The sequence below is a fragment of the Streptomyces sp. NPDC002734 genome (assembly GCF_040295685.1).
Classification (GTDB): Bacteria; Actinomycetota; Actinomycetes; order Streptomycetales; family Streptomycetaceae; genus Streptomyces.
The window spans coordinates 15,478-36,772 of the sequence record NZ_JBEOVU010000051.1; the positions used below are offsets into that span (position 1 = coordinate 15,478).

Below are 21,295 nucleotides of genomic sequence, written 5' to 3' on the forward strand. Positions count from 1 at the left end.
GGGGTTCCCTAGATCTCCGGGCCTGATCGATTCTGCTCAACCGGAGGATCGCTGTCCGCATCATTGTGGCGGATGGCGACAGCGATCACCCCGCGGGATGCTCCGAGGCCCGGGACGCACCGGACACCCCGGTCTGCTCGCCCTTCCCCGACGCCGGACCCGGGCCGGATCCGCCCGCCGGTCCCGCTCCCCGCTCCCGGTCCCCCGCGCGCAGCACCCCGGCGAAGCCGGCCACCCCGCAGGCGAGCAGCGTCACCAGGGCGAACGACACCACCAGGCTGGTGGCCTCGGCCAGCGCGCCGATCGCCCCCGGGGCGACCAGCCCCGAGGTGTAGGTGATGGTGGCGACGCCCGCGATGGCCTGGCTCGGGTTGGGGCCGCTGCGACCGGCGGCGGCGAAGCACAGCGGCACCACCACGGCGATGCCCAGACCCAGCAGCGCGAACCCGGTCATGGCGACCGCCGGGTGCGGGGCGAGGACCACCAGCACCCCGCCGAGCGCGGCCAGCGCGCCGCTCACCCGCACCGAGCGCACGGCGCCGAAACGGTCGACCACCGGGTCGCCGGCGAACCGGGCCAGCGCCATGGTCAGGGTGAAACCGGTGGTGCAGGCGGCGGCCAGGGTCGCCGAGGACCCGAGGACGTCACGCAGGTAGACCGCCGACCAGTCGAGGCTGGCGCCCTCGGCGAAGACCGCGCAGAAGCCGATCGCGCCGATCAGCAGCGCGGAACGCGGCGGCAGCGCGAACCGCGGCGGCGGCTCCTCGTCCACCGCGGCCCGGATGTCCAGCAGCCAGGAACAGGCGACCAGGCCCACCACCGTCAGGACCGCCGCGGCGACGGCGAAGTGCAGGCGCCCGTCCGCGTCCAGGTGCGCGGCCAGCGTGCCGCCGGCCGAGCCCAGCAGCGCGCCCGTGCTCCACATGCCGTGCAGGCCGGACATGATCGACCGGTCCAGGAGGTTCTCCACCTCCACGCCGCTCGCGTTCATCACGACGTCCGCCATCCCGGAGGTGGCGCCGTACACGAACAGGGCGAGGCACAGGGTGAGGAGGTTCGGAGCGAGTCCGGGCAGCACCAGGGAGAGCGTCCAGCCCGCGAGCAGCATCCGCTGGGCGGCCCGAGCACCCAGCACGTGCGTGATCCGGCCGGCCAGCGGCATCGCCAGCGAGGCGCCCAGCGCGGGCATCGCCAGCGCCAGACCCAGCTGTCCCGCGCTCACCGAGGCGTGGTCCGCGACCCAGGGCACCCGGGAGGCGAACGATCCCGCCACCGCGCCGTGCACCGCGAACACCGTGGCCACGGCGTAGCGGGCCTTCCGTACCTGACCTGCTCCGTAGGCCGGTCGGCCGGTCGACGTGTCGGACACGCGGTCCCTCCCCGGGGGCGATCCGGTGCACTGTGCACCGACCTGACCGTACACGTGAGCGACCACCCGATGTGAGTCAGTCCACAGAGGGGGCCTTCCTCGGGAACCGGGTGACATGGCACACTGGGCGTGTCAGATCAATGACCAACAGCGCACTCCGGGGTCGGTGAAAATCCGAACCGGCGGTTACAGTCCGCGACCCGGCCGCTTCCAGCGGTCGGTTGACCAGGTGAAATTCCTGGACCGACGGTTAAAGTCCGGATGGGAGGCAGTGCGCGACGGGCAGGCACGACCGTGCCGGACCGTCGGAGCGGGTGGTCGCCCGCGGGTCGTCGTCCTGGCCGTGCCCTGGGCGCGGTCGGCAGGCGTGCGCCCGTGGCCCCCTTCCCGTCCGGCGTTTCGTAGCTGGTCGAGCTGTACGCGGTGCGAACCGTGTGCCCGTATGTTCTGCCGTCGTCGGCAGCCCCGGAGTCCGTGCCCGTCACGGCAGGAGGACCCGGGAAGTGTTCACCGGCATCGTCGAAGAGCTGGGTGAGGTGACGGCCGTCGAGCAGCTCGACGACGCCGCACGGTTCCGGCTGCGAGGCCCCGTCGTCACCGAGGGCGCCAAACACGGCGACTCGATCGCCGTCAACGGAGTCTGCCTCACCGTCGTCGAGCACGAGGGCGACGAGTTCACCGCGGACGTCATGGCCGAGACCCTCAAGCGGTCCAGCCTCGGCGCGCTGACCGTGGGATCGCGCGTCAACCTCGAACGCCCCACCCCCGTCGGGGGCCGCCTGGGCGGGCACATCGTGCAGGGCCACGTCGACGGCACGGGAACGATCCTGGACCGCCAGGCCTCCGAGCACTGGGAGGTCGTCCGGATCTCGCTGCCCGCGGAGCTGTCCCGCTACGTGGTCGGCAAGGGGTCCATCACCGTCGACGGCATCAGCCTCACCGTCGTCGAGGCCGGCCAGGACTTCTTCACCGTCAGCCTCATCCCCACCACTCTCGCGCTGACCACGCTCGGCGCCAAGAAGGCCGGCGACCCGGTCAACCTCGAGGTGGACGTCGTCGCCAAGTACGTGGAGCGGCTCACCCTCGCGGGCCGGACGGAGGACGACCGGTGAACTGGCTCAACGCGCAGGCGTTCACCGTCCTCGGGCAGCACATCATCTGGTCCGACCTGATCGGCAACACCCTGGGCCTCGTCGCGCTCGCCCTCGGCTGGCGGCGCAACGTCTGGACCTGGCCGCTCCAGCTGGTGTCCGGCCTGGTGCTGATCGCCGCGAACATATCCGTGCAGCAGGCGGGCGGCGTCGGCAAGCAGCTGGTGGTCGTCGCGGTGGCCGTCTGGGGCTGGCGCGCCTGGCAGCTGGGCCGCAGGACCTCCGCGGACGGCGCCGTCCAGGTCCGCTTCGCCACCCCGGGCGAGCGCGCCGCGCTGGTCGCGGGCGCCCTGACCGGAACCCTCGCCGTCGGCGGGCTGTTCACGCTCTTCCCCACCCTCTCCTGGAGCCCGTGGGCCGACGCCTACATCTTCGTCGGCACCCTGGTAGCCATGTACGCGCAGGCCAAGGGCATGGTCGAGTTCTGGTTCGCCTGGCTCCTGGTCGACCTGGTCGGCGTCCCGCTGAACTTCGCGGGCGGACTCGCCTTCTCCGGTCTCATCTATCTCGTCTACGGGGCACTCGTCCTGTGGGGCATGCGCGACTGGTGGATCCGCTCCCGCGCAGCCCAGCGACCCGCTCTGGAAGGAACGCCGGCATGACGGCACCCGCCTGGACCCCGAACCCCCGCCACCCCGAGGATCCGGACGCCCTGATCCTCGCCCTCGACCCCGTCGAGCAGGCGATCGCGGACATCGCGGCCGGCCGCCCCGTGGTGGTCGTCGACGACGAGAACCGCGAGAACGAGGGCGACCTGGTGATCGCCGCCGAGGCGGCCACCCCCGAGGTCGTGGCCTTCATGATGAGCGAGTGCCGCGGGCTGATCTGCGCCCCCATGGAGGCCGACGAGCTCGACCGCCTGCGCCTGCCGCAGATGGTGCAGGACGAGGCGAACACCGAGTCCATGAAGACCGCGTTCACCGTCTCCGTGGACGCCACCGCCGCGCACGGCGTCACCACCGGCATCTCCGCCGAGGACCGCGCCGCCACCCTGCGCCTGCTGGCCGGCGGCACGGCCGGACCGGACGACTTCGTGCGCCCCGGCCACGTCTTCCCGCTGCGCGCCCGCTCCGGCGGCGTGCTGGAGCGCCCCGGCCACACCGAGGCCGCCGTCGACCTGGCCCGGCTCGCCGGGAAGCGGCCCGCCGGCGTCATCGTGGAGATCGCCGGGGAGGACGGCCGGATGCTGCGGCTGCCCGACCTGGTGCCCTTCGCGCGCAAGCACGGGCTGACCATCGTCTCCATCGAGGACCTGATCGCCTACCGGCGCTCCGCCGAGCCCACCGTGCGCCGCGAGGCCCAGGTCCGGCTGCCCACCCGCTTCGGCGACTTCACCGCCTACGGCTACCGCTCCACCGTCGACGGCGTCGAGCACGTCGCCCTGGTCCACGGGGACATCGGCGACGGCCGTGACCTGCTGGTGCGGCTGCACTCGGAGTGCCTCACCGGCGACGTCTTCCACTCGCTGCGCTGCGACTGCGGACCCCAGCTGGAGGCCTCGCTGGAGCGCATCCACGAGGCGGGCCGCGGGGTGCTGGTCTACCTGCGCGGGCACGAGGGCCGCGGCATCGGCCTGATGTCCAAGCTGCGCGCCTACGAACTGCAGGAACGCGGCCACGACACCCTCGACGCCAACCTCGAGCTCGGCCTGCCCGCCGACGCCCGGGACTACGGGGCCGGCGCGCAGATCCTCGCCGACCTCGGCGCCCGGACCGTGCGCGTGATGACCAACAACCCCGACAAGACCGATGCCCTCGCCCGCCACGGCATGGAGATCCTCGCCCGGATCCCGATGCCCGTGCAGGCCGGCGAGCACAACGTCCGGTACCTGCGCACCAAGCGCGACCGGATGGGCCACGACCTGCCCTGGCTCGACCAGGACGGCGCGGTGGCCGGCTGCGGCGACCAGTGACCCACCGACCCGCCCCGGGGGCCCCACCGTCCCCGACCCCCATCCCATCCCACCGGTTCCACCCCGAAGCACCCCAGGAGAGCACGTGAGCGGCAAGGGCGCACCCGAACTGACCGTCGAGAACTGCGGAGACCTCCGGGTCGCCGTCGTCGCGGCGCAGTGGCACGAGAAGGTCATGGACGGACTGGTCGACGGCGCCCTGCGCGCCCTGACCGAGCTCGGCATCACCGAGCCGACGCTGCTGCGCGTCCCGGGCAGCTTCGAGCTCCCGGTGGTCGCCAAGGTGCTGGCGCAGCGCGGCTACGACGCGGTCGTCGCGCTCGGCGTCGTCATCCGCGGCGGCACCCCGCACTTCGACTACGTGTGCGAGGGCGTCACCCGGGGGCTCGTCCAGGTCTCGGTGGACACCGGCGTCCCCGTCGGGTTCGGCGTGCTCACCTGCGACACCGAGGAGCAGGCGCTGGACCGCGCCGGCCTGCCCGGCTCGAACGAGGACAAGGGGCACGAGGCGGTGACCGCCGCGGTCTCCACCGCGACCACCCTGCGTTCAGTATCCGAACCCTGGCGGTGACGTGTCGCGGGGGCGCGTAGGGTGGGGGTCACCATGTCCAAGAAGACTTTCGAGGAGCTCTTCACGGAGCTCCGGCACAAGGCCGAGCACGGCGACCCCGCCACCTCCCGCACCGCCGAACTGGTGGACAAGGGCGTCCATGCCATCGGCAAGAAGGTGGTCGAGGAGGCGGCCGAGGTCTGGATGGCCGCCGAGTACGAGGGCAAGGAAGCCGCCGCCGAGGAGATCTCGCAGCTGCTGTACCACGTCCAGGTGATGATGGTCGCCCGCGGCATCTCCCTGGACGACGTGTACGCCCATCTCTAGGCCCGTCCGCGCGCCTTCGCCGTCTTCGCACGCCCCCGCCGCGCCGCCTCCCGCGGCGCCGGTTCCCCCTGTTCGTCCGCACCTCCCACGTCCAGCGACGTCAAACCGAAGGAAGCCGTTTCATGCTGCGCATCGCCGTCCCCAACAAGGGTTCCCTCTCCGGGCCTGCGGCGGCGATGCTGCATGAGGCCGGCTACCAGCAGCGCCGCGAGTCCAAGGAGCTGCGGGTCGTCGACCCGGTCAACGAGGTGGAGTTCTTCTACCTCCGCCCCCGCGACATCGCCATCTACGTCTCCTCCGGCCGCCTCGACATCGGCGTCACCGGCCGCGACCTGCTGATCGACTCCGGCGCGGACGCCGAGGAGATCCTCCCGCTCGGCTTCGCCCGCTCCACCTTCCGGTTCGCCGCCAGGCCCGGCGCGGTGACGGACCTGTCGGACCTCTCCGGCAAGACCGTCGCCACCTCCTACGAGGGCATCGTCGACAAGTACCTGGCCGAGCAGGGCGTGAACGCCTCCGTGGTCCACCTGGACGGCGCGGTCGAGACGGCCATCGAGCTCGGCGTCGCCGAGGTCATCGCCGACGTCGTGGAGACCGGCACCTCGCTGCGCAACGCGGGGCTCGAGGTCTTCGGCGACCCGATCATGAAGTCCGAGGCCGTGGTGGTCCGCCGCACCGGCGCCCCCGCCGACGAGCCCAAGGTCCAGCAGTTCCTGCGCCGCCTGCAGGGCGTCCTGGTGGCCCGGACCTACGTGATGATGGACTACGACTGCCGCGTCGAGCAGCTGGAGAAGGCCGTCGCGCTCACCCCTGGCCTTGAGTCCCCGACCGTCTCCCCGCTGCACAACGAGGGCTGGGTCGCGGTCCGCGCCATGGTGCCCTCCGCCGACGCGCAGAGGATCATGGACGACCTCTACGACATCGGCGCCCGCGCCATCCTGACCACCGCCATCCACGCCTGCCGCCTCTGAGCCGCCGCGCCCCCGGCGATCCCGGGGGCGGCCCGCTCCGAGGAGACCGAGCACACCGAGGACACCGCATGACCACGACGGACCTGCCCGCGCTCCCCGTCACCTTCCGGCCCGGCCGCACCCGCGCGGTGCTGCTGGCGCTGGGCGCCGTCATGTTCGTGGTGCTGACCGTCGTGGCCCTGCTGCTGCCCCACCTCGGTGTGGGGGAGCGGCTCAGCTTCGTGTTCACCGGCGCGCTGGCGTTCGGCGTCCTGTGGATGCTGGCCCGGCCCCGGGTGCACGCCGAGGAGAGCTGCGTCACGGTGGTCAACATCGCCTCCCGCCGGCGGCTGGAGTGGGCGGAGATCGTCCAGGTCCGGTTGCGGCCGGGCGACCCGTGGGTGTTCCTCGACCTCTCCGACGGCACCAGCCTGCCCGTCCTGGGCATCCAGCCGGGCGTGGCCAGGGAACAGGCGCTGCGCGACGCCCGCGCCCTGCGGGCCCTGGTGGAGGCCAGGACGGCGGTCCGCCCCGCCTGAGGCGGAACCGCCCGCGGGGGGCGCGCGGAAGCACCGGCACCCCCGCACGGCGCAGTCACCCCTGCCGCGGACGGGCCTGTGTTGATTAACCTGTCAGCCGGGGCGTCACGGTGACGCCTCCGCCCCCGAGCCCAGCCCGGCCCGCCGGCCGGCACCCCCGGGGGCTCCTGCGATCCGAGGAGTGACTGACTCCGGCGATGGACGGACCGTCCTGCAGTACTTGCGCCGCCCCTGCCCGACCTGACGCGGACCCGTTCCGCGGCATCGCGGAGGCGGCGGCCACATGACCATCCCCCTGCTGCTCCTGGCAGCCGCCTTCCTGCTGATCCTGGCCAACGGTTTCTTCGTGGCCGCCGAGTTCGGCCTGGTGACCGTCGACCGCCCCGAGGCGGAGCGCGCGGCCGCCGAGGGCGACCGGCGTGCCCGCCGCGTGGTCGACTCCCTCAGGGAACTCTCCTTCCAGCTCTCCGGGACCCAGCTCGGCATCACCATCACCTCCCTCGTCGTCGGCATGCTCGCCGAGCCCGCGCTCGCCGAGCTGCTGCACGGCCCGTTCACCGCGGCCGGGCTGCCCGAGGGCGTCGTCCCCGGCGTCTGCGTGGCGGTGGGCATGCTGCTCGCGTCCGCGGTGCAGATGGTGATCGGCGAGCTGGTGCCCAAGAACTGGGCCGTCTCCCGGCCGCTCCAGGTGGCCCGCTTCGTGGCCGGGCCCCAGCACCGGTTCGCCCGCCTCTTCCGCCCGGTGATCGCCGGGCTGAACACGGTCGCCAACCGGCTGGTGCGCGCCCTGGGCTTCGAGCCCGCGGAGGAACTCGCCTCCGCCCGCACCCCGGGCGAGCTGGTCTCGCTGGCCCGGCACTCCGCCCGGGCCGGCACCCTCGAACAGGACACCGCGGACCTGTTCGTGCGCACCCTGTCCACCCTCTCCCTGGGCGACCTGACCGCCCAGCACGTGATGACCCCGCGGGTGCGCGTCGCCGCCCTGCAGGCCTCGGCGACCGCCGAGGACGTGATCAACCTGACCCGGGCCACCGGCCTCTCCCGCTTCCCCGTCTACCGGGAGCGGATCGACGAGATCGTCGGCATGGCCCACCTCAAGGACGCGCTGGCCGTCCCCGCAACGGAGCGCCTGCGCACCCCGGTGACCCGCCTGTGCCGGCCCGCGCTGCTGGTCCCCGAGACCCTCCCGGTGCGGCCCCTGCTGACCCGGCTGCGCACCGAGCAGCCGATCGCGGTGGTCGTCGACGAGTACGGCGGCACGGCCGGCGTGGTCACCCTGGAGGACATCGTCGAGGAACTGGTCGGCGAGGTCCGAGACGAGCACGACGGGCTGGACGTGCCCGAGCTGGCCCCCGTCCCCGCGGAGGACGGCGCGCCCGCCTGGGACGCCGACGGCGCCTGCCGGATCGACCTGCTGGGCCGGGCCGGGCTTCGGCCGCCGGAGGGACCCTACGAGACGGTGGCCGGACTGGTCGCCGGTCTCCTCGGGCGGATCCCGGCCGTGGGGGACACCGTCGAGCTGCCGGGCTGGCGGCTGCGGGTCCTCCAGGTCGGGCACAACCGGGCCGAGCGGGTCCGGCTGCTGAAGGCCGGACCGGTGGCCGCCGTGCCGGCCGCCCCGTCCCCGGCCGTGGTGCTGGAGCCGGCCTCCGGCGCCGCACCCTCCGGCGAGGGCCGGCCGGTCGCGCAGCACCTGGCGGAGGCCGCCCGATGAGCGCGCTGCAACTGCTCTTCGCGGCCCTGCTGGTGCTGGGCAACGGCTTCTTCGTCGGAGCCGAGTTCGCGCTGGTCTCGGTGCGCCGCAGCCAGATCGAACCGCTCGGCACCGCTCGCGCCCGGCAGGTCCTGTACGGCCTGGAGCACCTGCCCCGGATGATGGCCGCCGCCCAGTTCGGCATCACCGTCTGCTCGCTCACCCTGGGCGCGGTCGCCGAGCCGACCCTGGCGCATCTGCTGGAGCCGGTGTTCACCGCCCTCCGGGTGCCGGACGCCATGATCCATCCGCTGGGCTACGTCCTCGCCCTCGCCGTGGTGGTCTTCTTCCACCTGGTGATCGGCGAGATGGTGCCCAAGAACCTGGCCATGGCGGCGCCCGAGAAGGCCGCGTTGTGGCTGGGACCCGGACTGGTCGCCTTCGCGCGGCTGTGCGGCCCCGTCACCGCGGCCCTCGGGGCGTGCGCCGGGGCGGTCCTGCGGCTGTTCCGGGTCGAGACCAAGGACGAGGTCGAGGCGGTCTTCACCAGCGAGCAGCTCAACCGGCTGGTGGAGGACGCGGGCCAGGCCGGCCTGCTCGACCCGGAGGACGCCGAACGGCTCGAGGACGCCCTCGAACTGGGCTCGCGCCCGGTCACGGACGTGCTGCTGCCGCGCGAGTCCCTGGTCACCGTCGGCCCCTTGGTCACCCCGGGGGAGGTGGTCGGCCTCACCGCGCGCACCGGGTTCTCCCGGTTCCCGGTGGTGGGGGAGGGAGACGTCTTCCTGGGCTACCTGCACGTCAAGGACGTCCTGGACCTGGACGACGCCGACGGGCCGGTCCCCCCGAGGGTCCGCCGCCCGATGACGGAGCTGCCCGCCGGCCTCCCGCTGGACGACGCGCTCACCGTGATGCGCCGGGCCGCCGCCCACCTGGCGGCGGTCACCGACGGCTCGGGCCGCGCGCTCGGCCTGGTCGCGCTGGAGGACGTCCTGGAGCTGCTGGTCGGCGAGGTCCGCGACCCGGCCCACCGGTTGGCCTCCTGAGAGGAAGCTCCCGCGGGAGGGCGCACCGTGCCCTCCCGCGGAAGCTTCCACGGCAGGGCCCCCGCCCCCGTCACTCGTCGCCGGACGCCGGTTCGCGTCCCGCGAGGACCTCCCCGTACGCCTGCATCAGGTCCGGCAGCCGCAGCGTCGACAGGTCCTCCCGGGACAGCTCCGTGTCCTGCGGGATCGCCGACAGCCGCAGGTCGCGGTAGGCGCAGCTCTTCTCGTACAGGGTGCGCAGGAACCGCCCGTTGCCCAGCTCGTCGATCCACCCCTGCTCGACCACGTAGGCGCTGATGGACAGCAGTTCCTCGCGCGCCTCCGCGTCCCAGACGTCCTTATTCTCCTCGGCCAGCACCTCGCCGATCGCGCACAGTTCGTCGGGCCGGTAGGAGGGGAAGTCCACCCGGGTGGTGAAGCGGGAGGACAGACCGGGGTTGGCGGCCAGCAGCCGGTCCATGCCCTCGGGGTAGCCGGCGAGTATCACCACCAGGTGGTCCCGGTTGTCCTCGGCCCGCTTCAGCAGCACCTGCAGGGCCTCGTCGCCGTAGGCGTCGCCCTTGCCGTACCCGGTGTTGACCAGCGAGTACGCCTCGTCGACGAACAGCACCCCGCCCAGCGCGGAGTCGATCAGCTCGTTGGCCTTCACGGCGGTCTGGCCGAGGAACTCGCCCACCAGGTCCGCCCGTTGCGCCTCGACCAGGTGGTCCCCGCCGAGCAGCCCCAGCGCGTAGAAGACCCGTCCGAGTATCCGGGCCACCGTGGTCTTGCCCGTTCCCGACGGCCCGGAGAAGACGAAGTGCCGCTTCGGGGGCCGCACCGGCAGCCCCTGGTCGGCCCGCAGCCGCGCCATGTTCAGCTGCGCCGACAGCGCCTTGACCTGCCGCTTCACCGGCTCCAGACCGACCATGCGCTCCAGCTCGGCCAGCGCCTCCTCCAGCAGCGCCGGATCGGCGGGCCCCGAGGGGACGTGCCGGAGCGGGGCGAAGGCCTTCTCGCGCACCGTGTCCGGCGAGGACAGCGGCGTGGTGCCGGGGTCCGGGTCGGAGACCTTCACGCCCACGTCCCGTCCCGCCGTCCCGGCCATCGGGTCCAGACCCTCCGCGCCCTCGCCGGCGGGGGAGAGGGGGAAGCCCGCGTAGCCGTCGATGCCGAGCTCCGCGTCCTCGTCCCAGCCGTCCCCCTCGGAGATGGCCGCCAGCCGGGCCGAGGTGTCCATGAACGAGGGATCGACGTGGTGCACCGCGCGGTACAGGGGCAGCGCGGCGGCGGTCCGGCCGGTGCCCTCGTGGGCGCGGGCCAGCCAGTACCGCAGCTCCTTGCGCTGCGGCTGCTCGCTGCGGCACCGCATCAGCGCGGCCGACAGCAGCGGCTCCGCCTGCCCGTACATCTCCAGCCGCACCCGGGCCATCCCGCCGAAGAGCCTGGCCTCGATGCCCAGCGCCGGGTCGTCCAGCAACGGCTCCGTGTGCCGCACCAGTTGGTCCCAGTCCTTGACCAGATAGGCGCGGCAGGCGTGCAGGAACCGGACCTGGGCGTCCGAGGCGGCCGGCGGTAACGAGCCGAGCGCACGGTCGAGTTCGGGCACGTGACGGCCGTCCAGCCAGTGCGAGGCGTACGCCAGCAGCAGGTCCCGGCCGCTCTCCAGCACCGGCTGCACCCACCAGCCCAGCCAGTACCAGGAGTTGAGCGGCCTGCCGTGCCGGGTGCGCTGCTCGCCGAAACGGTCGCCGTGCTGGTGCATCCGCAGCAGCGCCGTCGTGGTGTCCACCCGCAGGGCGTGCAGGCCCAGCCACGCGTCCGCCATGCCGGGGTCCAGCCGCACCGCGGTGCGGAACTCCTCCTCCGCCTGCGGGTAGGCGCCCATGGCGTAGGCGTCCACCCCTCGCAGCCAGGCCAGATCGGCGGGGGCACCGGGGCCCCGCGTGCCGAATTCCCTCACGTCGTCGTCCCCCACAAACCGTGCCCCCGTCCCCTCGCCACCGGGCCGGCCCCGGTGACCGCCTCGGCCGAACCGCCCGGCCACCGGCCCCGGTTGGCCATGCGGCGGCGGACCGACGGACGCACCGAAGGCATCGTACCCATGGGGTCGACGGGGCCCGAAGGGCGAAGTGAGGGCGCGTGGAGCACCACCGGCGCACCGCTGCGGCACCGCGCGGTCACGGACGGTGAGCATCAGGGGGCGCGGGGCGCCCGTGGGGCCGGTCCGGGGCAGAACGAAGCCCCCGGTCACGGGGGAACAACCGGGGGCTTCGCGTCCATGAGCGGCCGTTCACCGGCCGCGCATGGAGAACGTAAGACCTGCACGGTCCCGGGGTCAACCCGTCCCGACGTCACGGTCGGGCGTCGTGTCCCGGGTGCTGGAAGGGGTGTTCGCGGGGCGCCGACCGCTCGTCACCGAACGTGAGAAAAATGGAGGTCGTGCCCTCCGACAACCGGTACCCACGACCCAGTTGACGCACCAGTAGATGTGCGTGGGGACGCGAGGGGTCGCGCGCGAAGTGCGCGCGCTCGGCCGCCTCCCAGTCGTCCCAGAACTCCCGCTGCTCCTCGCCGTCCCGGCGGCGGCCGCGCCGCCAGGACTCCTCGGCCGGCAGGTCCATCCAGATCAGCCGTGCCAGGTGCGGACGCAGCTCCCGGCGCCCCGCGCCGACGCCCTCGAGCAGCACCGCCGGCGCGGGCGGCAGGGGGCGGGGCGCGCCGAAGCGGCGGGCGGTCCAGTCGTAGGGCGCGTACCGAGCCACGCGGCCCTCCCGCAGCGGCTCCAGCACCTGGGTGGCGAGCCGCCCCGTCCAGGAGAACAGCTCCTCATGGGTGGCGATGTCGTCGAGATGGAGGACCGGGGCGCCGCCGAGGGCCCGGGCCAGGCGGTCCGCGAAGGTGCTCTTGCCGGAACCCGCGTGCCCGTCGACGCCGATCAGCCGGACCGGGCCGCAGGAAGGGGGCAGCCGCAGCAGCGCGGCGGCGAGGGCTTCGGACACGCCTCCACTCTAGGTCCGCCCGTCTCCCCGCCCGGCCCCACGCCGATGTATCCGCCAGAGGTCCATACCAATATTGTCGCACCGGGAACGGCCGAGGTACTGGATCGGCGGCGGATCGCATGGCCATAGTGGGGGCCGGTGCCGCGGACACCGTCACCTGACACACACCCCAGGGGGCCGAACAGTCATGAGCAGCAGAGCACAGCAGCCGTCCCGCAGAACCGTTCTTGCCGCGGCGGTCGCCGTGGCGGTCACCGGGGCCGCCGCGGTTCCCGCGACCGCGGCCCCGACGGACGCCGCCGACGCCGGCACGGGCGCCGCCGCGGCCAAGGCCAAGGGGCTGGTGGACAACCGGGCCTGGGTCACCTACGCCGACTGGTTCGAGGGCCGCGCCCGCGGCGTGCGGCCCGTGGCCGGCGCCCGCCCGGGCATCGTCATCGCGACCCCCGCGGGCGTGAGCGACTACGCCGACCCGCACACCGGGACCACCGCCTCCTGGGAGTACGCCACCTGGACCTCGCAGCCCCACCGGCTCAAGGTCCCCGCCACCGAGGTGATCCCCAGCTGGAACGCCGACACCCCGGACGGCACCTGGATCCAGGTCGAGCTGCAGGGCACCTACAACGACGGCACCGACACCCCCTGGTACGTGATGGGCCGCTGGGCCGCCGGCGACCAGGACATCCGCCGCACCTCGGTGGACGACCAGACCGACGGCAAGAGCACGATCTGGACCGACACCTTCTCCGTCGACGACGCCTCCACCGGCCTGCGCCTGGTCTCCTACCGGCTGCGCCTCACCCTCTACCGCCGTCCGGGCTCGAAGGCCACGCCCACGGTCTGGCGGCTGGGCGCGATGGGCTCCGACGTCCCGGACCGCTTCACCGTCCCCGCCTCCACCCCGCGGGTCGCCCGCGAGCTGGCGGTGCCGCGCTACTCGCAGAACACCCACGTCGGCCAGTACCCCGAGTACGACAACGGCGGCGAGGCCTGGTGCAGCCCCACCTCCTCGCAGATGATCATCGAGTACTGGGGCCGCAAGCCCACCGCCGAGCAGCTGGCCTGGGTGAACCCGGAGTTCGCCGACCCGCAGGTCTGCCACGCGGCGCGCCACACCTTCGACTTCCAGTACGACGGCTGCGGCAACTGGCCGTTCAACGCCGCCTACGCCGCCACCTACCCCGGGCTGCAGGGCGTGGTGACCCGGCTGGAGTCGCTCACCGACCTGGAGACGCTGGTCGCCGCGGGCATCCCGGCCATAACGTCGCAGTCCTTCCTCGCCACCGAGCTCACCGGCGCGGGCTACGGCACCTCGGGCCACCTGATGACGGTGATCGGCTTCACCGCCGAGGGCGACGTCATCGCCAACGACCCGGCCTCGCCGAGCAACGAGGCGGTCCGCCGCGTCTACAAGCGGTCCGAGTGGGAGAACATCTGGCTCCGCACCAAGCGGTACAACGCCAGCGGCAAGGTCTCCTCCGGCACGGGCGGCGTCTGCTACCTGTACTTCCCGGCGCACCCCACGCCCGCCCAGCGGCGCGCGCTGGAGGCCGTCGGCATCCGCTGACGACCCCCCGGCAAGGGCCTCCCGGAGCGCTGACCTGCGATCTTGTGACCAAGGTCTCCGCCCGGGGGGCCCTGGGCGATGGCATGGTGGAGGAACGGAATCCGGCCGCGCGGCCGGGCGCCGGGGGGATCCTCCACCGCACGCGACCCGAGCGAGACACCATGAGCGCAGCGACTGCCACCCTGACCCGCACCCTCACCGGCGGCCCGAAGGACGACGACGACAACAGCCTCGTCGAGAACATCGCCGGCTGGGTCCTGGTCGTGGTGGTGGCCATGCTGGTCACCCGCCTCGGCCTGGTCTGACCCGACGGCACAGCAGAAGGAGCCCGGCCCCCACGGCCGGGCTCCTTCTGCTTTCCCGCCGCCCCCGGGCGTGCCGGGAGGACATGTTCTCCATCCGTTACAAGTAAGCGACCGTTAACCGGTGACGCGGCGACGGCTACCGGGCATACTCACAGCGCGCAGCCGCCGACCTGCCGTTTTCTTCCGCGACCCGGAAGGGCGTCGGATCTGCTCGTGAGCCGGCGGGTCCCGCATCATCCACGCGGTCGCCCGCCCTGCGCCTGTACAGGGAGGAGAACACCGCCATGACCGATCATGGTGCCCCGCAGCCGGTAGACCGCGCGCTGCCCACCGAGGAGGGCCGGGACCTGCTCGCGCTGGTCCGCGACATCGCCCAGCGCGAGATCGCCCCCAAGGCCGCCGACGAGGAGGACGCGGGCGTCTTCCCGCGCGAGCTCTTCGCCCTGCTCTCCGAGGCCGGACTCCTCGGGCTGCCCTACTCGGTCGAGTACGGCGGCGGCGACCAGCCCTACGAGGTCTACCTCCAGGTCCTGGAGGAGCTCGCCGCGGCCCGCCTCACCGTCGGCCTCGGAGTGAGCGTCCACACCCTCTCCTGTCACGCGCTGGCCCACTTCGGCAGCAAGCAGCAACGGCTGGAGCACCTGCCCGCGATGCTCGGCGGCGGCCTGCTGGGCGCCTACTGCCTGTCCGAGCCCGCCTCCGGTTCCGACGCCGGCTCCCTGCGCACCCGCGCGGTCCGTGACGGCGCGGACGGCGACTGGGTCGTCGAGGGCACCAAGGCGTGGATCACCCACGGCGGCATCGCCGACTTCTACACCCTGATGGCCCGCACCGGCGGCGAGGGCCCCCGCGGCATCAGCGCCTTCCTGGTCCCGGGCGACGCGCCCGGCCTCTCCGCGGCCGCGCCCGAGAAGAAGATGGGCATGAAGGGCTCGCCCACCGCCCAGGTCCACTTCGACGGCGTCCGGCTCGGCGACGACCGCCGGATCGGCGACGAGGGCCAGGGCTTCACCATCGCGCTGGCCGCACTGGACTCCGGCCGCCTCGGCATCGCCGCCTGCGCGATCGGCGTGGCCCAGGCCGCGCTGGACGCCGCAGCCGCCTACGCCGGCGACCGCCGCCAGTTCGGCCGCCCCATAGGCGACTTCCAGGGCCTGCGCTTCCTGCTCGCCGACATGGCCACCCAGATCGAGGCGGGCCGCGCGCTCTACCTCGCCGCCGCACGGCTGCGCGACGCCGGCCGTCCGTTCTCCAGGCAGGCGGCGATGGCCAAGCTGTTCTGCACCGACGCCGCCATGAAGGTCACCACCGACGCCGTCCAGGTGCTCGGCGGCTACGGCTACACCGCGGACTTCCCGGTGGAGCGGTACATGCGGGAGGCCAAGGTGCTGCAGATCGTCGAGGGCACGAACCAGATCCAGCGGATGGTCATCGGCCGTCACCTGCTGGGCCCCGAGTCCCGCTGACCGGCTGCCGTCGGCCCGGCGGGGTCGCCAGGCGGGTCCACTCCGGGTCGTGACGGCCCGGAAGTGCCCGCCCTCCGTCCGCCCAGCTCCGCAGCAGATCGCGGTAGATGGGCGGATCCTCGGACGCCGGCTCCGAAGCCGCCGGCGCCTCCACCGGGCCCGGCACGAACACACGCCGGCGTCTGGCGACGGCCGATGAGGTTGCGGTCATACCGGGAGAACGCCCGGGGCGGCGACACGTCACCGTGCCGGGCGTCAGCGCATCAGTTCGGGCTCGCGGCCGCGCGACGTCGGGCGACGCACGGCCCTCGTGAGGCCACCGGGCGGCGCGGCCCGGGCGACGGTGCCGGGCGGCGCGGCGCAGGCGGCGGTGCCGGGCGGCGATGCAGGGCGGAGGCGCGGCGGTGTCAGGCGGCGCGGTCCATCTGGCGGCGGGTGATCGGCGCGCGCATGGGGCGCGAACCCGGGCCGCCGACGTGCGAGAAGGGCTGCGTCCGCCAGTCCAGCCCGGCGGGCAGCGTGAGCAGCAGACCGGTCTCCTGCTCCTGCGGGTCCGTCGCCGCGTCCGCCGCCTCGGCGTCCTCGGCGGCCCGGCCGGTGCCGCTGCACACGGTGAGGCCGAACGGGTTCCACGGCGAGGCGCACAGCGCGTGCTCCGGCAGGACCTCCTCGTCCGCCAGGAGGGCGATGGGCTGCGCGCAGTCCGGGCAGACGACCCGGTACATCTCGAAGGCCTCGTAGGCATCGAACTCGTCGTCCGCGGCGTCCGGTTCGACGCCCTCCGGTTCGGGCTGGACGACCTGCTGGAACTTCCTGGACGCGGAACGGCCAGGGCGCTGAAGACTGTGCATGGGTACTCCCCCTCGGGCTGGGCCGAACGGCTCTGCGGCCTCGACCACAGCAAGCATTTCCCTGCACCCCGGGCAGGTAATCACGTGAACATCATGGAGCCCGGCCCAGAAGTGTGTCCTTCATCACATACTCATGCGCAAAGGCCACACACCGCCCACCCCCGCCCTCCACGCCGACCGACCCGTGGACGCGTCCGTGCCCGCCCCGCGCGCTGCCTGTAGCTTTTGCGCATGGAGGAGCTGGACAGACAGATCGTGCGGCTGCTCGTCGAGGACGGGCGGATGAGCTACACCGACCTGGGCAAGGCCACGGGCCTGTCCACGTCGGCCGTGCACCAGCGGGTGCGCCGGCTGGAACAGCGCGGCGTCATCCGCGGCTACGCGGCGGTCGTCGACGCCGAGGCGGTGGGCCTGCCGCTGACGGCCTTCATCTCGGTGAAACCCTTCGACCCCAGCGCCCCCGACGACATCGCCGAGCGGCTGGCCGGAGTGCCGGAGATCGAGGCCTGCCACAGCGTCGCCGGCGACGAGAACTACATCCTCAAGGTCCGCGTCGCCACGCCCCACGAGCTGGAGGAGCTGCTGGCCCGGGTGCGCGCCCTCGCCGGGGTGTCCTCCCGGACCACCGTGGTGCTCTCCACGCCCTACGAGGCCCGCCCGCCCCGCCTCTGACCGGCGGGGAGCCGCCCGACCCCCGCGCGCCGGACGGCGCGGCGGGGCGGGAGACTGTTCCCCATGAGTACTGGCACCGCCCCGACCTCCCGCACCGTGCTGCTGCGCGGCGGTGAGGTCCACAGCCCCGCCGACCCCTTCGCCACCGCCATGGTCGTCGAACACGGCCACGTCGCCTGGGTCGGGTCGGAGGGCGCCGCCGACGCCTTCGCCGAGGGGGTCGACGAGGTCGTCGACCTGGAGGGCGCCCTGGTCACCCCGGCGTTCACCGACGCCCACGTGCACACCACCAGCACCGGCTTCGCCCTCACCGGCCTCGACCTGTCGGGCGCCCCGACGCTGGAGGCGGCCCTCGGCCGGATCCGCGACTTCGCCGCCGCCCGCCCCGCGGACCGGGTGCTGCTCGGCCACGGCTGGGACGCCGCGCGCTGGCCCGGCGGCCGCCCCCCGGCCCGTGCCGAGCTGGACGAGGCCACCGGCGGCCGCGCGCTGTACCTCTCCCGGGTGGACGTCCACTCCGCCGTGGTCACCACCGCGCTGCTCGACCTGGTCCCCGGCGTCACCGCCATGACCGGCTTCGAGGCCGACCGCCCGCTCACCGGCGACGCCCACCACGCCGTCCGCGCCGCCGCCTTCGACGCCGTCACCCCCGCCCAGCGCGCCGAGGCCCAGCGCGCCGCCCTGGCCCACGCCGCCTCCGTCGGCATCGGCACCGTGCACGAGTGCGGCGGCCCGAACATCTCCTCCGAGGACGACTTCACCGGCCTGCTGCGGATCGCCGGCGAGGAGCCCGGCCCGCGCGTCGTCGGCTACTGGGCCGAGCAGGACGTCGACAAGGCGCGCGCCCTCGGCGCCCTGGGCGCGGCCGGCGACCTGTTCGCCGACGGCTCCCTCGGCTCGCACACCGCCTGCCTGCACGCCCCCTACGCCGACGCGGGCCACGCCGGGACCCCCTACCTGGACGCCGCCGCGGTGGCCGCCCATGTGGCCGCCTGCACCGAGGCGGGCCTGCAGGCCGGCTTCCACGCCATCGGGGACGCCGCCGTCACCGCCGTGGTCGAGGGCGTCCGCGCCGCCGCCGAGAAGGTCGGCCTGGCCCGGATCCGCGCCGCCCGTCACCGCGTCGAGCACGCCGAGATGATGACCGCGGAGACGATCGCCGCCTTCGCCGAACTGGGGCTCACCGCCTCCGTGCAGCCCGCCTTCGACGCCCACTGGGGCGGCGAGGACGGCATGTACGCCCAGCGGCTCGGCGCGGAGCGGGCCCGCACCCTCAACCCGTTCGCCGCCATGCTGCGCGCGGGCGTGCCCCTGGCCTTCGGCTCGGACAGCCCCGTCACCCCGCTCGACCCGTGGGGGACCGTCCGCGCCGCCGCCTTCCACCGGACCCCCGGTCACCGGGTCTCCGTCCGCGCCGCCTTCACCGCCCATACCCGCGGCGGCTGGCGGGCCGTCGGCCGCGACGACGCCGGCGTGCTGGTGCCGGGCGCCCCCGCCGACTACGCCCTGTGGCGCACCGGCGAGCTGATCGTGCAGGCCCCCGACGACCGGGTGGCCCGCTGGTCCACCGATCCGCGCTCGGGCACTCCCGGGCTGCCCGACCTCACGCCCGGGAACGGACTCCCGGTCTGCCTGCGCACGGTGGTGGGCGGCGAGACGGTCTTCGTACGGCCGGGCGAGTGATCTCCGGCGCGGGGGCGGCCGCCCCCGCGCCCCGCGGATCCGCCGCCCCGCCCCGCGCCCCGGGGAGAAGGAACGTTCCCCGAACGCCCTGCGTCCGCCCGTGGCCCGGGTTTGACAGGGCGCGGCGGGCGGCGGGTAGGTTCGGCCGGGTCCACCACCGGACGCCCGACCGGGAGCCTCCGCGCACTCGTGGCGCCGCCGCTGGGTCGGGCCGGTGCACCGGGGCGGCGCACCGGCCCGCTGTGCCAGGCCCAGCGGCCGTGACGCCCCGAGGGAGGCCGTGGCCGGTCGGCAGGTGAGACCAGGGCGGGGTGCCGGAGCTCAACAGACAACGGCCCGGGAGGATCCGCAGCCGGCGGGTCCCGGGCCGGCCCGAAGGGCTCCGGCCCCCGCCTGGCGGACGCTTTCCGGCGTTTTGCCGCCGATGCCCCCGCCGCGCCGTCCACGCCGCGTCGCGTTGCCGTGTCCTGCCGCATGCCGCGCACTAAGGTGGTCCCCTGCGTACGGACTTGGCTGTGCACGGCGCCCGCTTTCCGCGGGGACGACGGCGCGGAAACGGAAGGTCAGCAGTGAACGACGGCGTGGGTGCCCCCGCTGCGGGTGGCCAGGAGAGACGGTTCGGCCCGCTCGGCAAGGCATTGGTGATCATCCCCACCTACAACGAGGCCGACAACGTCGCGCCGATCGTCCGCCGCGTCCGGGCAGCCGTTCCCGAGGCGCACGTCCTCGTGGCCGACGACAACAGCCCGGACGGCACCGGCAAGATCGCCGACGAGCTGGCGGCCGAGGACGACCAGGTGCGGGTGCTGCACCGCAAGGGCAAGGAAGGCCTCGGCGCCGCCTACCTGGCCGGCTTCCGCTGGGGCATCGAGAACGGCTTCGACGTCCTGGTCGAGATGGACGCCGACGGCTCCCACCAGCCGGAGGAACTGCCCCGGCTGCTCACCGCCCTCAAGGGCGCCGACCTGGTCCTCGGCTCCCGCTGGGTGCCCGGCGGGCGGGTCGTGAACTGGCCGCGCTCGCGCGAGTTCATCTCCCGCGGCGGCAGCCTCTACTCCCGGGTCCTGCTCGACGTCCCGATCCGCGACGTCACCGGCGGCTTCCGCGCCTTCCGCCGGACCACCCTCGAAGGGCTGGGGCTCTCCGACGTGGCCTCCCAGGGGTACTGCTTCCAGGTGGACCTGGCCCGGCGGGCCGTGAAGGCCGGCTACCACGTGGTCGAGGTGCCGATCACCTTCGTCGAGCGCGAGCACGGCGACTCGAAGATGAGCCGCGACATCCTGGTCGAGGCGCTCTGGCGGGTCACCGCCTGGGGCGTCACCGAGCGGGCCGGCCGCGTGCTCGGGCGGCCCCGGCGCCGCTGAGCGGGGCCGGCAGGCACACTGGAGACATGACGACCGGTCCTCAGCGCTCCTTCCCTCCCAGCTCTCCCGGCTCCTCCTCGCAGCGCCCCGCCCGCAAGCCCCGCTCCCGGGCGCGCGTCGCGGTGCCGCTCGCGCTTGCCGCGTGGCTGGTGCTCGAGATCTGGCTGCTGACCCTGGTGGCGGACGCGGCCGGCGGCTTCACCGTGTTCGCGCTGCTGGCGGCGGGTGTGCTGCTGGGCGGCGCGGTCGTCAAGCGGGCCGGGCGGCGCGCCTTCCGCTCCCTGGACGCGACCGTGCGCGGCGCGCAGGGCGGCGGCGTGGAGTCGGACGCCGGACGGCGCGACCCCTCGCGGAGCGAGGGCAATGGGCTCACCATGCTGGGCGGCATCCTGTTGATCATGCCCGGGCTCATCACCGACGTGGCCGGGCTGCTGCTGCTCGTGCCGCCGGTGCAGCGCACCGTCCGGTCGGCCCTCGAGCGGACCGTGGAGCGGCGGCTGAGGCGGGCGACCGCGGGCATGGAGGGCCTCCTCCAGCAGGCGCGCATCCACCGGCCGGACGGCAAGGTCGTCCAGGGCGAGGTCGTCCGCGAGGAGCCCGCCGGGGGGTCCGACGGCGCCAGCCACGACGGCCGCGACGGCCAGGATCCGCGGCCTCCGCTGATCCCCTGATCCCTGCGCGCCGCCGGACCACCGGGGGCGCTCTCACGCCGCTACCGGGTGCCGCCCGGAGCCCCGCGCGGGCCCCGGCCCCGGCGGCCCGTGCGGCGGACGCGGGCGTCCGCCCCGGGCGGGACCACGACAACGGCCGCGGGGGGGCGTCGAGAGGCCACCTAAGGCACCCCCCGCCCCTTGAGGTTATACGCGCAG

General features: G+C 74.0%; 20 protein-coding genes and 1 riboswitch. Of the genes, 16 read left to right on the forward strand and 4 right to left on the reverse strand.

What is annotated here, in order from left to right; genetic code table 11:
* Nucleotides 1–85 precede the first annotated feature (85 nt).
* The gene (locus ABT026_RS30415) at nt 86–1,369 is read right to left on the reverse strand and encodes an MFS transporter (RefSeq protein WP_351118416.1); all 1,284 of its coding nucleotides are present in this window, start codon (nt 1,367–1,369) and stop codon (nt 86–88) included.
* Nucleotides 1,370–1,517: 148 nt separating this feature from the next.
* Nucleotides 1,518–1,648, forward strand: a riboswitch (FMN riboswitch).
* Nucleotides 1,649–1,872: 224 nt separating this feature from the next.
* On the opposite strand from ABT026_RS30415, the gene ABT026_RS30420 reads away from it, so the two are divergent.
* The 9 genes from ABT026_RS30420 (at nt 1,873) to ABT026_RS30460 (ending at nt 9,537) form a co-directional block, all read left to right on the forward strand.
* The gene (locus ABT026_RS30420) at nt 1,873–2,481 is read left to right on the forward strand and encodes a riboflavin synthase (RefSeq protein WP_351118417.1); all 609 of its coding nucleotides are present in this window, start codon (nt 1,873–1,875) and stop codon (nt 2,479–2,481) included.
* The gene (locus ABT026_RS30425) at nt 2,478–3,122 is read left to right on the forward strand and encodes a nicotinamide mononucleotide transporter family protein (protein ID WP_351118418.1); all 645 of its coding nucleotides are present in this window, start codon (nt 2,478–2,480) and stop codon (nt 3,120–3,122) included. Before ABT026_RS30420 ends, ABT026_RS30425 begins: the two co-directional genes overlap by 4 nt.
* Complete coding sequence (locus ABT026_RS30430) at nt 3,119–4,432, forward strand: bifunctional 3,4-dihydroxy-2-butanone-4-phosphate synthase/GTP cyclohydrolase II (protein ID WP_351118419.1); 1,314 nt, start codon at nt 3,119–3,121, stop codon at nt 4,430–4,432. Before ABT026_RS30425 ends, ABT026_RS30430 begins: the two co-directional genes overlap by 4 nt.
* Nucleotides 4,433–4,517: 85 nt before the next feature.
* A complete protein-coding gene (ribH, locus tag ABT026_RS30435) occupies nt 4,518–5,003 on the forward strand; it encodes a 6,7-dimethyl-8-ribityllumazine synthase (protein ID WP_351118420.1) in 486 nt (161 codons plus the stop codon).
* Between the two features lie 33 nt (nt 5,004–5,036).
* Nucleotides 5,037–5,309, forward strand: a complete 273-nt coding sequence (locus ABT026_RS30440) for a phosphoribosyl-ATP diphosphatase (RefSeq protein ID WP_351118421.1) — start codon at nt 5,037–5,039, stop codon at nt 5,307–5,309.
* 122 nt (nt 5,310–5,431) lie between these two features.
* Nucleotides 5,432–6,280, forward strand: coding sequence for an ATP phosphoribosyltransferase (gene hisG / locus ABT026_RS30445; protein ID WP_351118422.1), 849 nt, complete (start codon nt 5,432–5,434; stop codon nt 6,278–6,280).
* A 68-nt stretch (nt 6,281–6,348) separates the two neighbouring features.
* The gene (locus tag ABT026_RS30450; protein WP_351118423.1) at nt 6,349–6,798 is read left to right on the forward strand and encodes a PH domain-containing protein; all 450 of its coding nucleotides are present in this window, start codon (nt 6,349–6,351) and stop codon (nt 6,796–6,798) included.
* Nucleotides 6,799–7,081: 283 nt separating this feature from the next.
* Nucleotides 7,082–8,512: a hemolysin family protein gene (locus ABT026_RS30455; protein WP_351118424.1), complete on the forward strand. Its 1,431-nt coding sequence runs from the start codon at nt 7,082–7,084 to the stop codon at nt 8,510–8,512.
* A complete protein-coding gene (locus tag ABT026_RS30460; protein ID WP_351118425.1) occupies nt 8,509–9,537 on the forward strand; it encodes a hemolysin family protein in 1,029 nt (342 codons plus the stop codon). The genes ABT026_RS30455 and ABT026_RS30460 overlap by 4 nt, the downstream gene beginning before the upstream one ends.
* A 70-nt stretch (nt 9,538–9,607) precedes the next feature.
* Here the strand turns inward: ABT026_RS30460 and ABT026_RS30465 are convergent, their stop codons facing one another.
* Both ABT026_RS30465 and ABT026_RS30470 read right to left on the reverse strand, forming a co-directional pair.
* A complete protein-coding gene (locus ABT026_RS30465) occupies nt 9,608–11,479 on the reverse strand; it encodes an AAA family ATPase (RefSeq protein WP_351118426.1) in 1,872 nt (623 codons plus the stop codon).
* Between the two features lie 391 nt (nt 11,480–11,870).
* Nucleotides 11,871–12,518, reverse strand: coding sequence for a uridine kinase family protein (locus ABT026_RS30470; RefSeq protein WP_351118427.1), 648 nt, complete (start codon nt 12,516–12,518; stop codon nt 11,871–11,873).
* A gap of 187 nt (nt 12,519–12,705) precedes the next feature.
* Here ABT026_RS30470 and ABT026_RS30475 point away from each other — a divergent pair, with 187 nt between their 5' ends.
* The 3 genes from ABT026_RS30475 (at nt 12,706) to ABT026_RS30485 (ending at nt 15,856) form a co-directional block, all read left to right on the forward strand.
* Complete coding sequence (locus tag ABT026_RS30475; protein ID WP_351118428.1) at nt 12,706–14,085, forward strand: C39 family peptidase; 1,380 nt, start codon at nt 12,706–12,708, stop codon at nt 14,083–14,085.
* 161 nt (nt 14,086–14,246) lie between these two features.
* Nucleotides 14,247–14,390 (forward strand): SCO1431 family membrane protein, encoded by a 144-nt coding sequence (locus ABT026_RS30480; protein ID WP_351118429.1) that lies wholly within the window; start codon nt 14,247–14,249, stop codon nt 14,388–14,390.
* A gap of 284 nt (nt 14,391–14,674) precedes the next feature.
* Nucleotides 14,675–15,856, forward strand: a complete 1,182-nt coding sequence (locus tag ABT026_RS30485) for an acyl-CoA dehydrogenase family protein (RefSeq protein WP_351118430.1) — start codon at nt 14,675–14,677, stop codon at nt 15,854–15,856.
* A gap of 407 nt (nt 15,857–16,263) precedes the next feature.
* Here the strand turns inward: ABT026_RS30485 and ABT026_RS30495 are convergent, their stop codons facing one another.
* Complete coding sequence (locus ABT026_RS30495) at nt 16,264–16,707, reverse strand: hypothetical protein (protein ID WP_351118432.1); 444 nt, start codon at nt 16,705–16,707, stop codon at nt 16,264–16,266.
* A 231-nt stretch (nt 16,708–16,938) separates the two neighbouring features.
* Here ABT026_RS30495 and ABT026_RS30500 point away from each other — a divergent pair, with 231 nt between their 5' ends.
* The 4 genes from ABT026_RS30500 (at nt 16,939) to fxsA (ending at nt 21,097) form a co-directional block, all read left to right on the forward strand.
* Nucleotides 16,939–17,379 carry an Lrp/AsnC family transcriptional regulator gene (locus ABT026_RS30500; RefSeq protein WP_108957118.1) on the forward strand — a complete coding sequence of 147 codons (441 nt, stop codon included), beginning with the start codon at nt 16,939–16,941 and terminating at the stop codon, nt 17,377–17,379.
* A 63-nt stretch (nt 17,380–17,442) separates the two neighbouring features.
* Nucleotides 17,443–19,062 (forward strand): amidohydrolase, encoded by a 1,620-nt coding sequence (locus tag ABT026_RS30505; RefSeq protein WP_351118433.1) that lies wholly within the window; start codon nt 17,443–17,445, stop codon nt 19,060–19,062.
* Nucleotides 19,063–19,631: 569 nt separating this feature from the next.
* Entirely contained in the window at nt 19,632–20,426 is a 795-nt protein-coding gene (locus ABT026_RS30510) for a polyprenol monophosphomannose synthase (protein ID WP_351118434.1), read from the forward strand.
* Nucleotides 20,427–20,452: 26 nt separating this feature from the next.
* Nucleotides 20,453–21,097: an FxsA family membrane protein gene (gene fxsA, locus ABT026_RS30515; RefSeq protein WP_351118435.1), complete on the forward strand. Its 645-nt coding sequence runs from the start codon at nt 20,453–20,455 to the stop codon at nt 21,095–21,097.
* Nucleotides 21,098–21,295 lie beyond the last annotated feature (198 nt).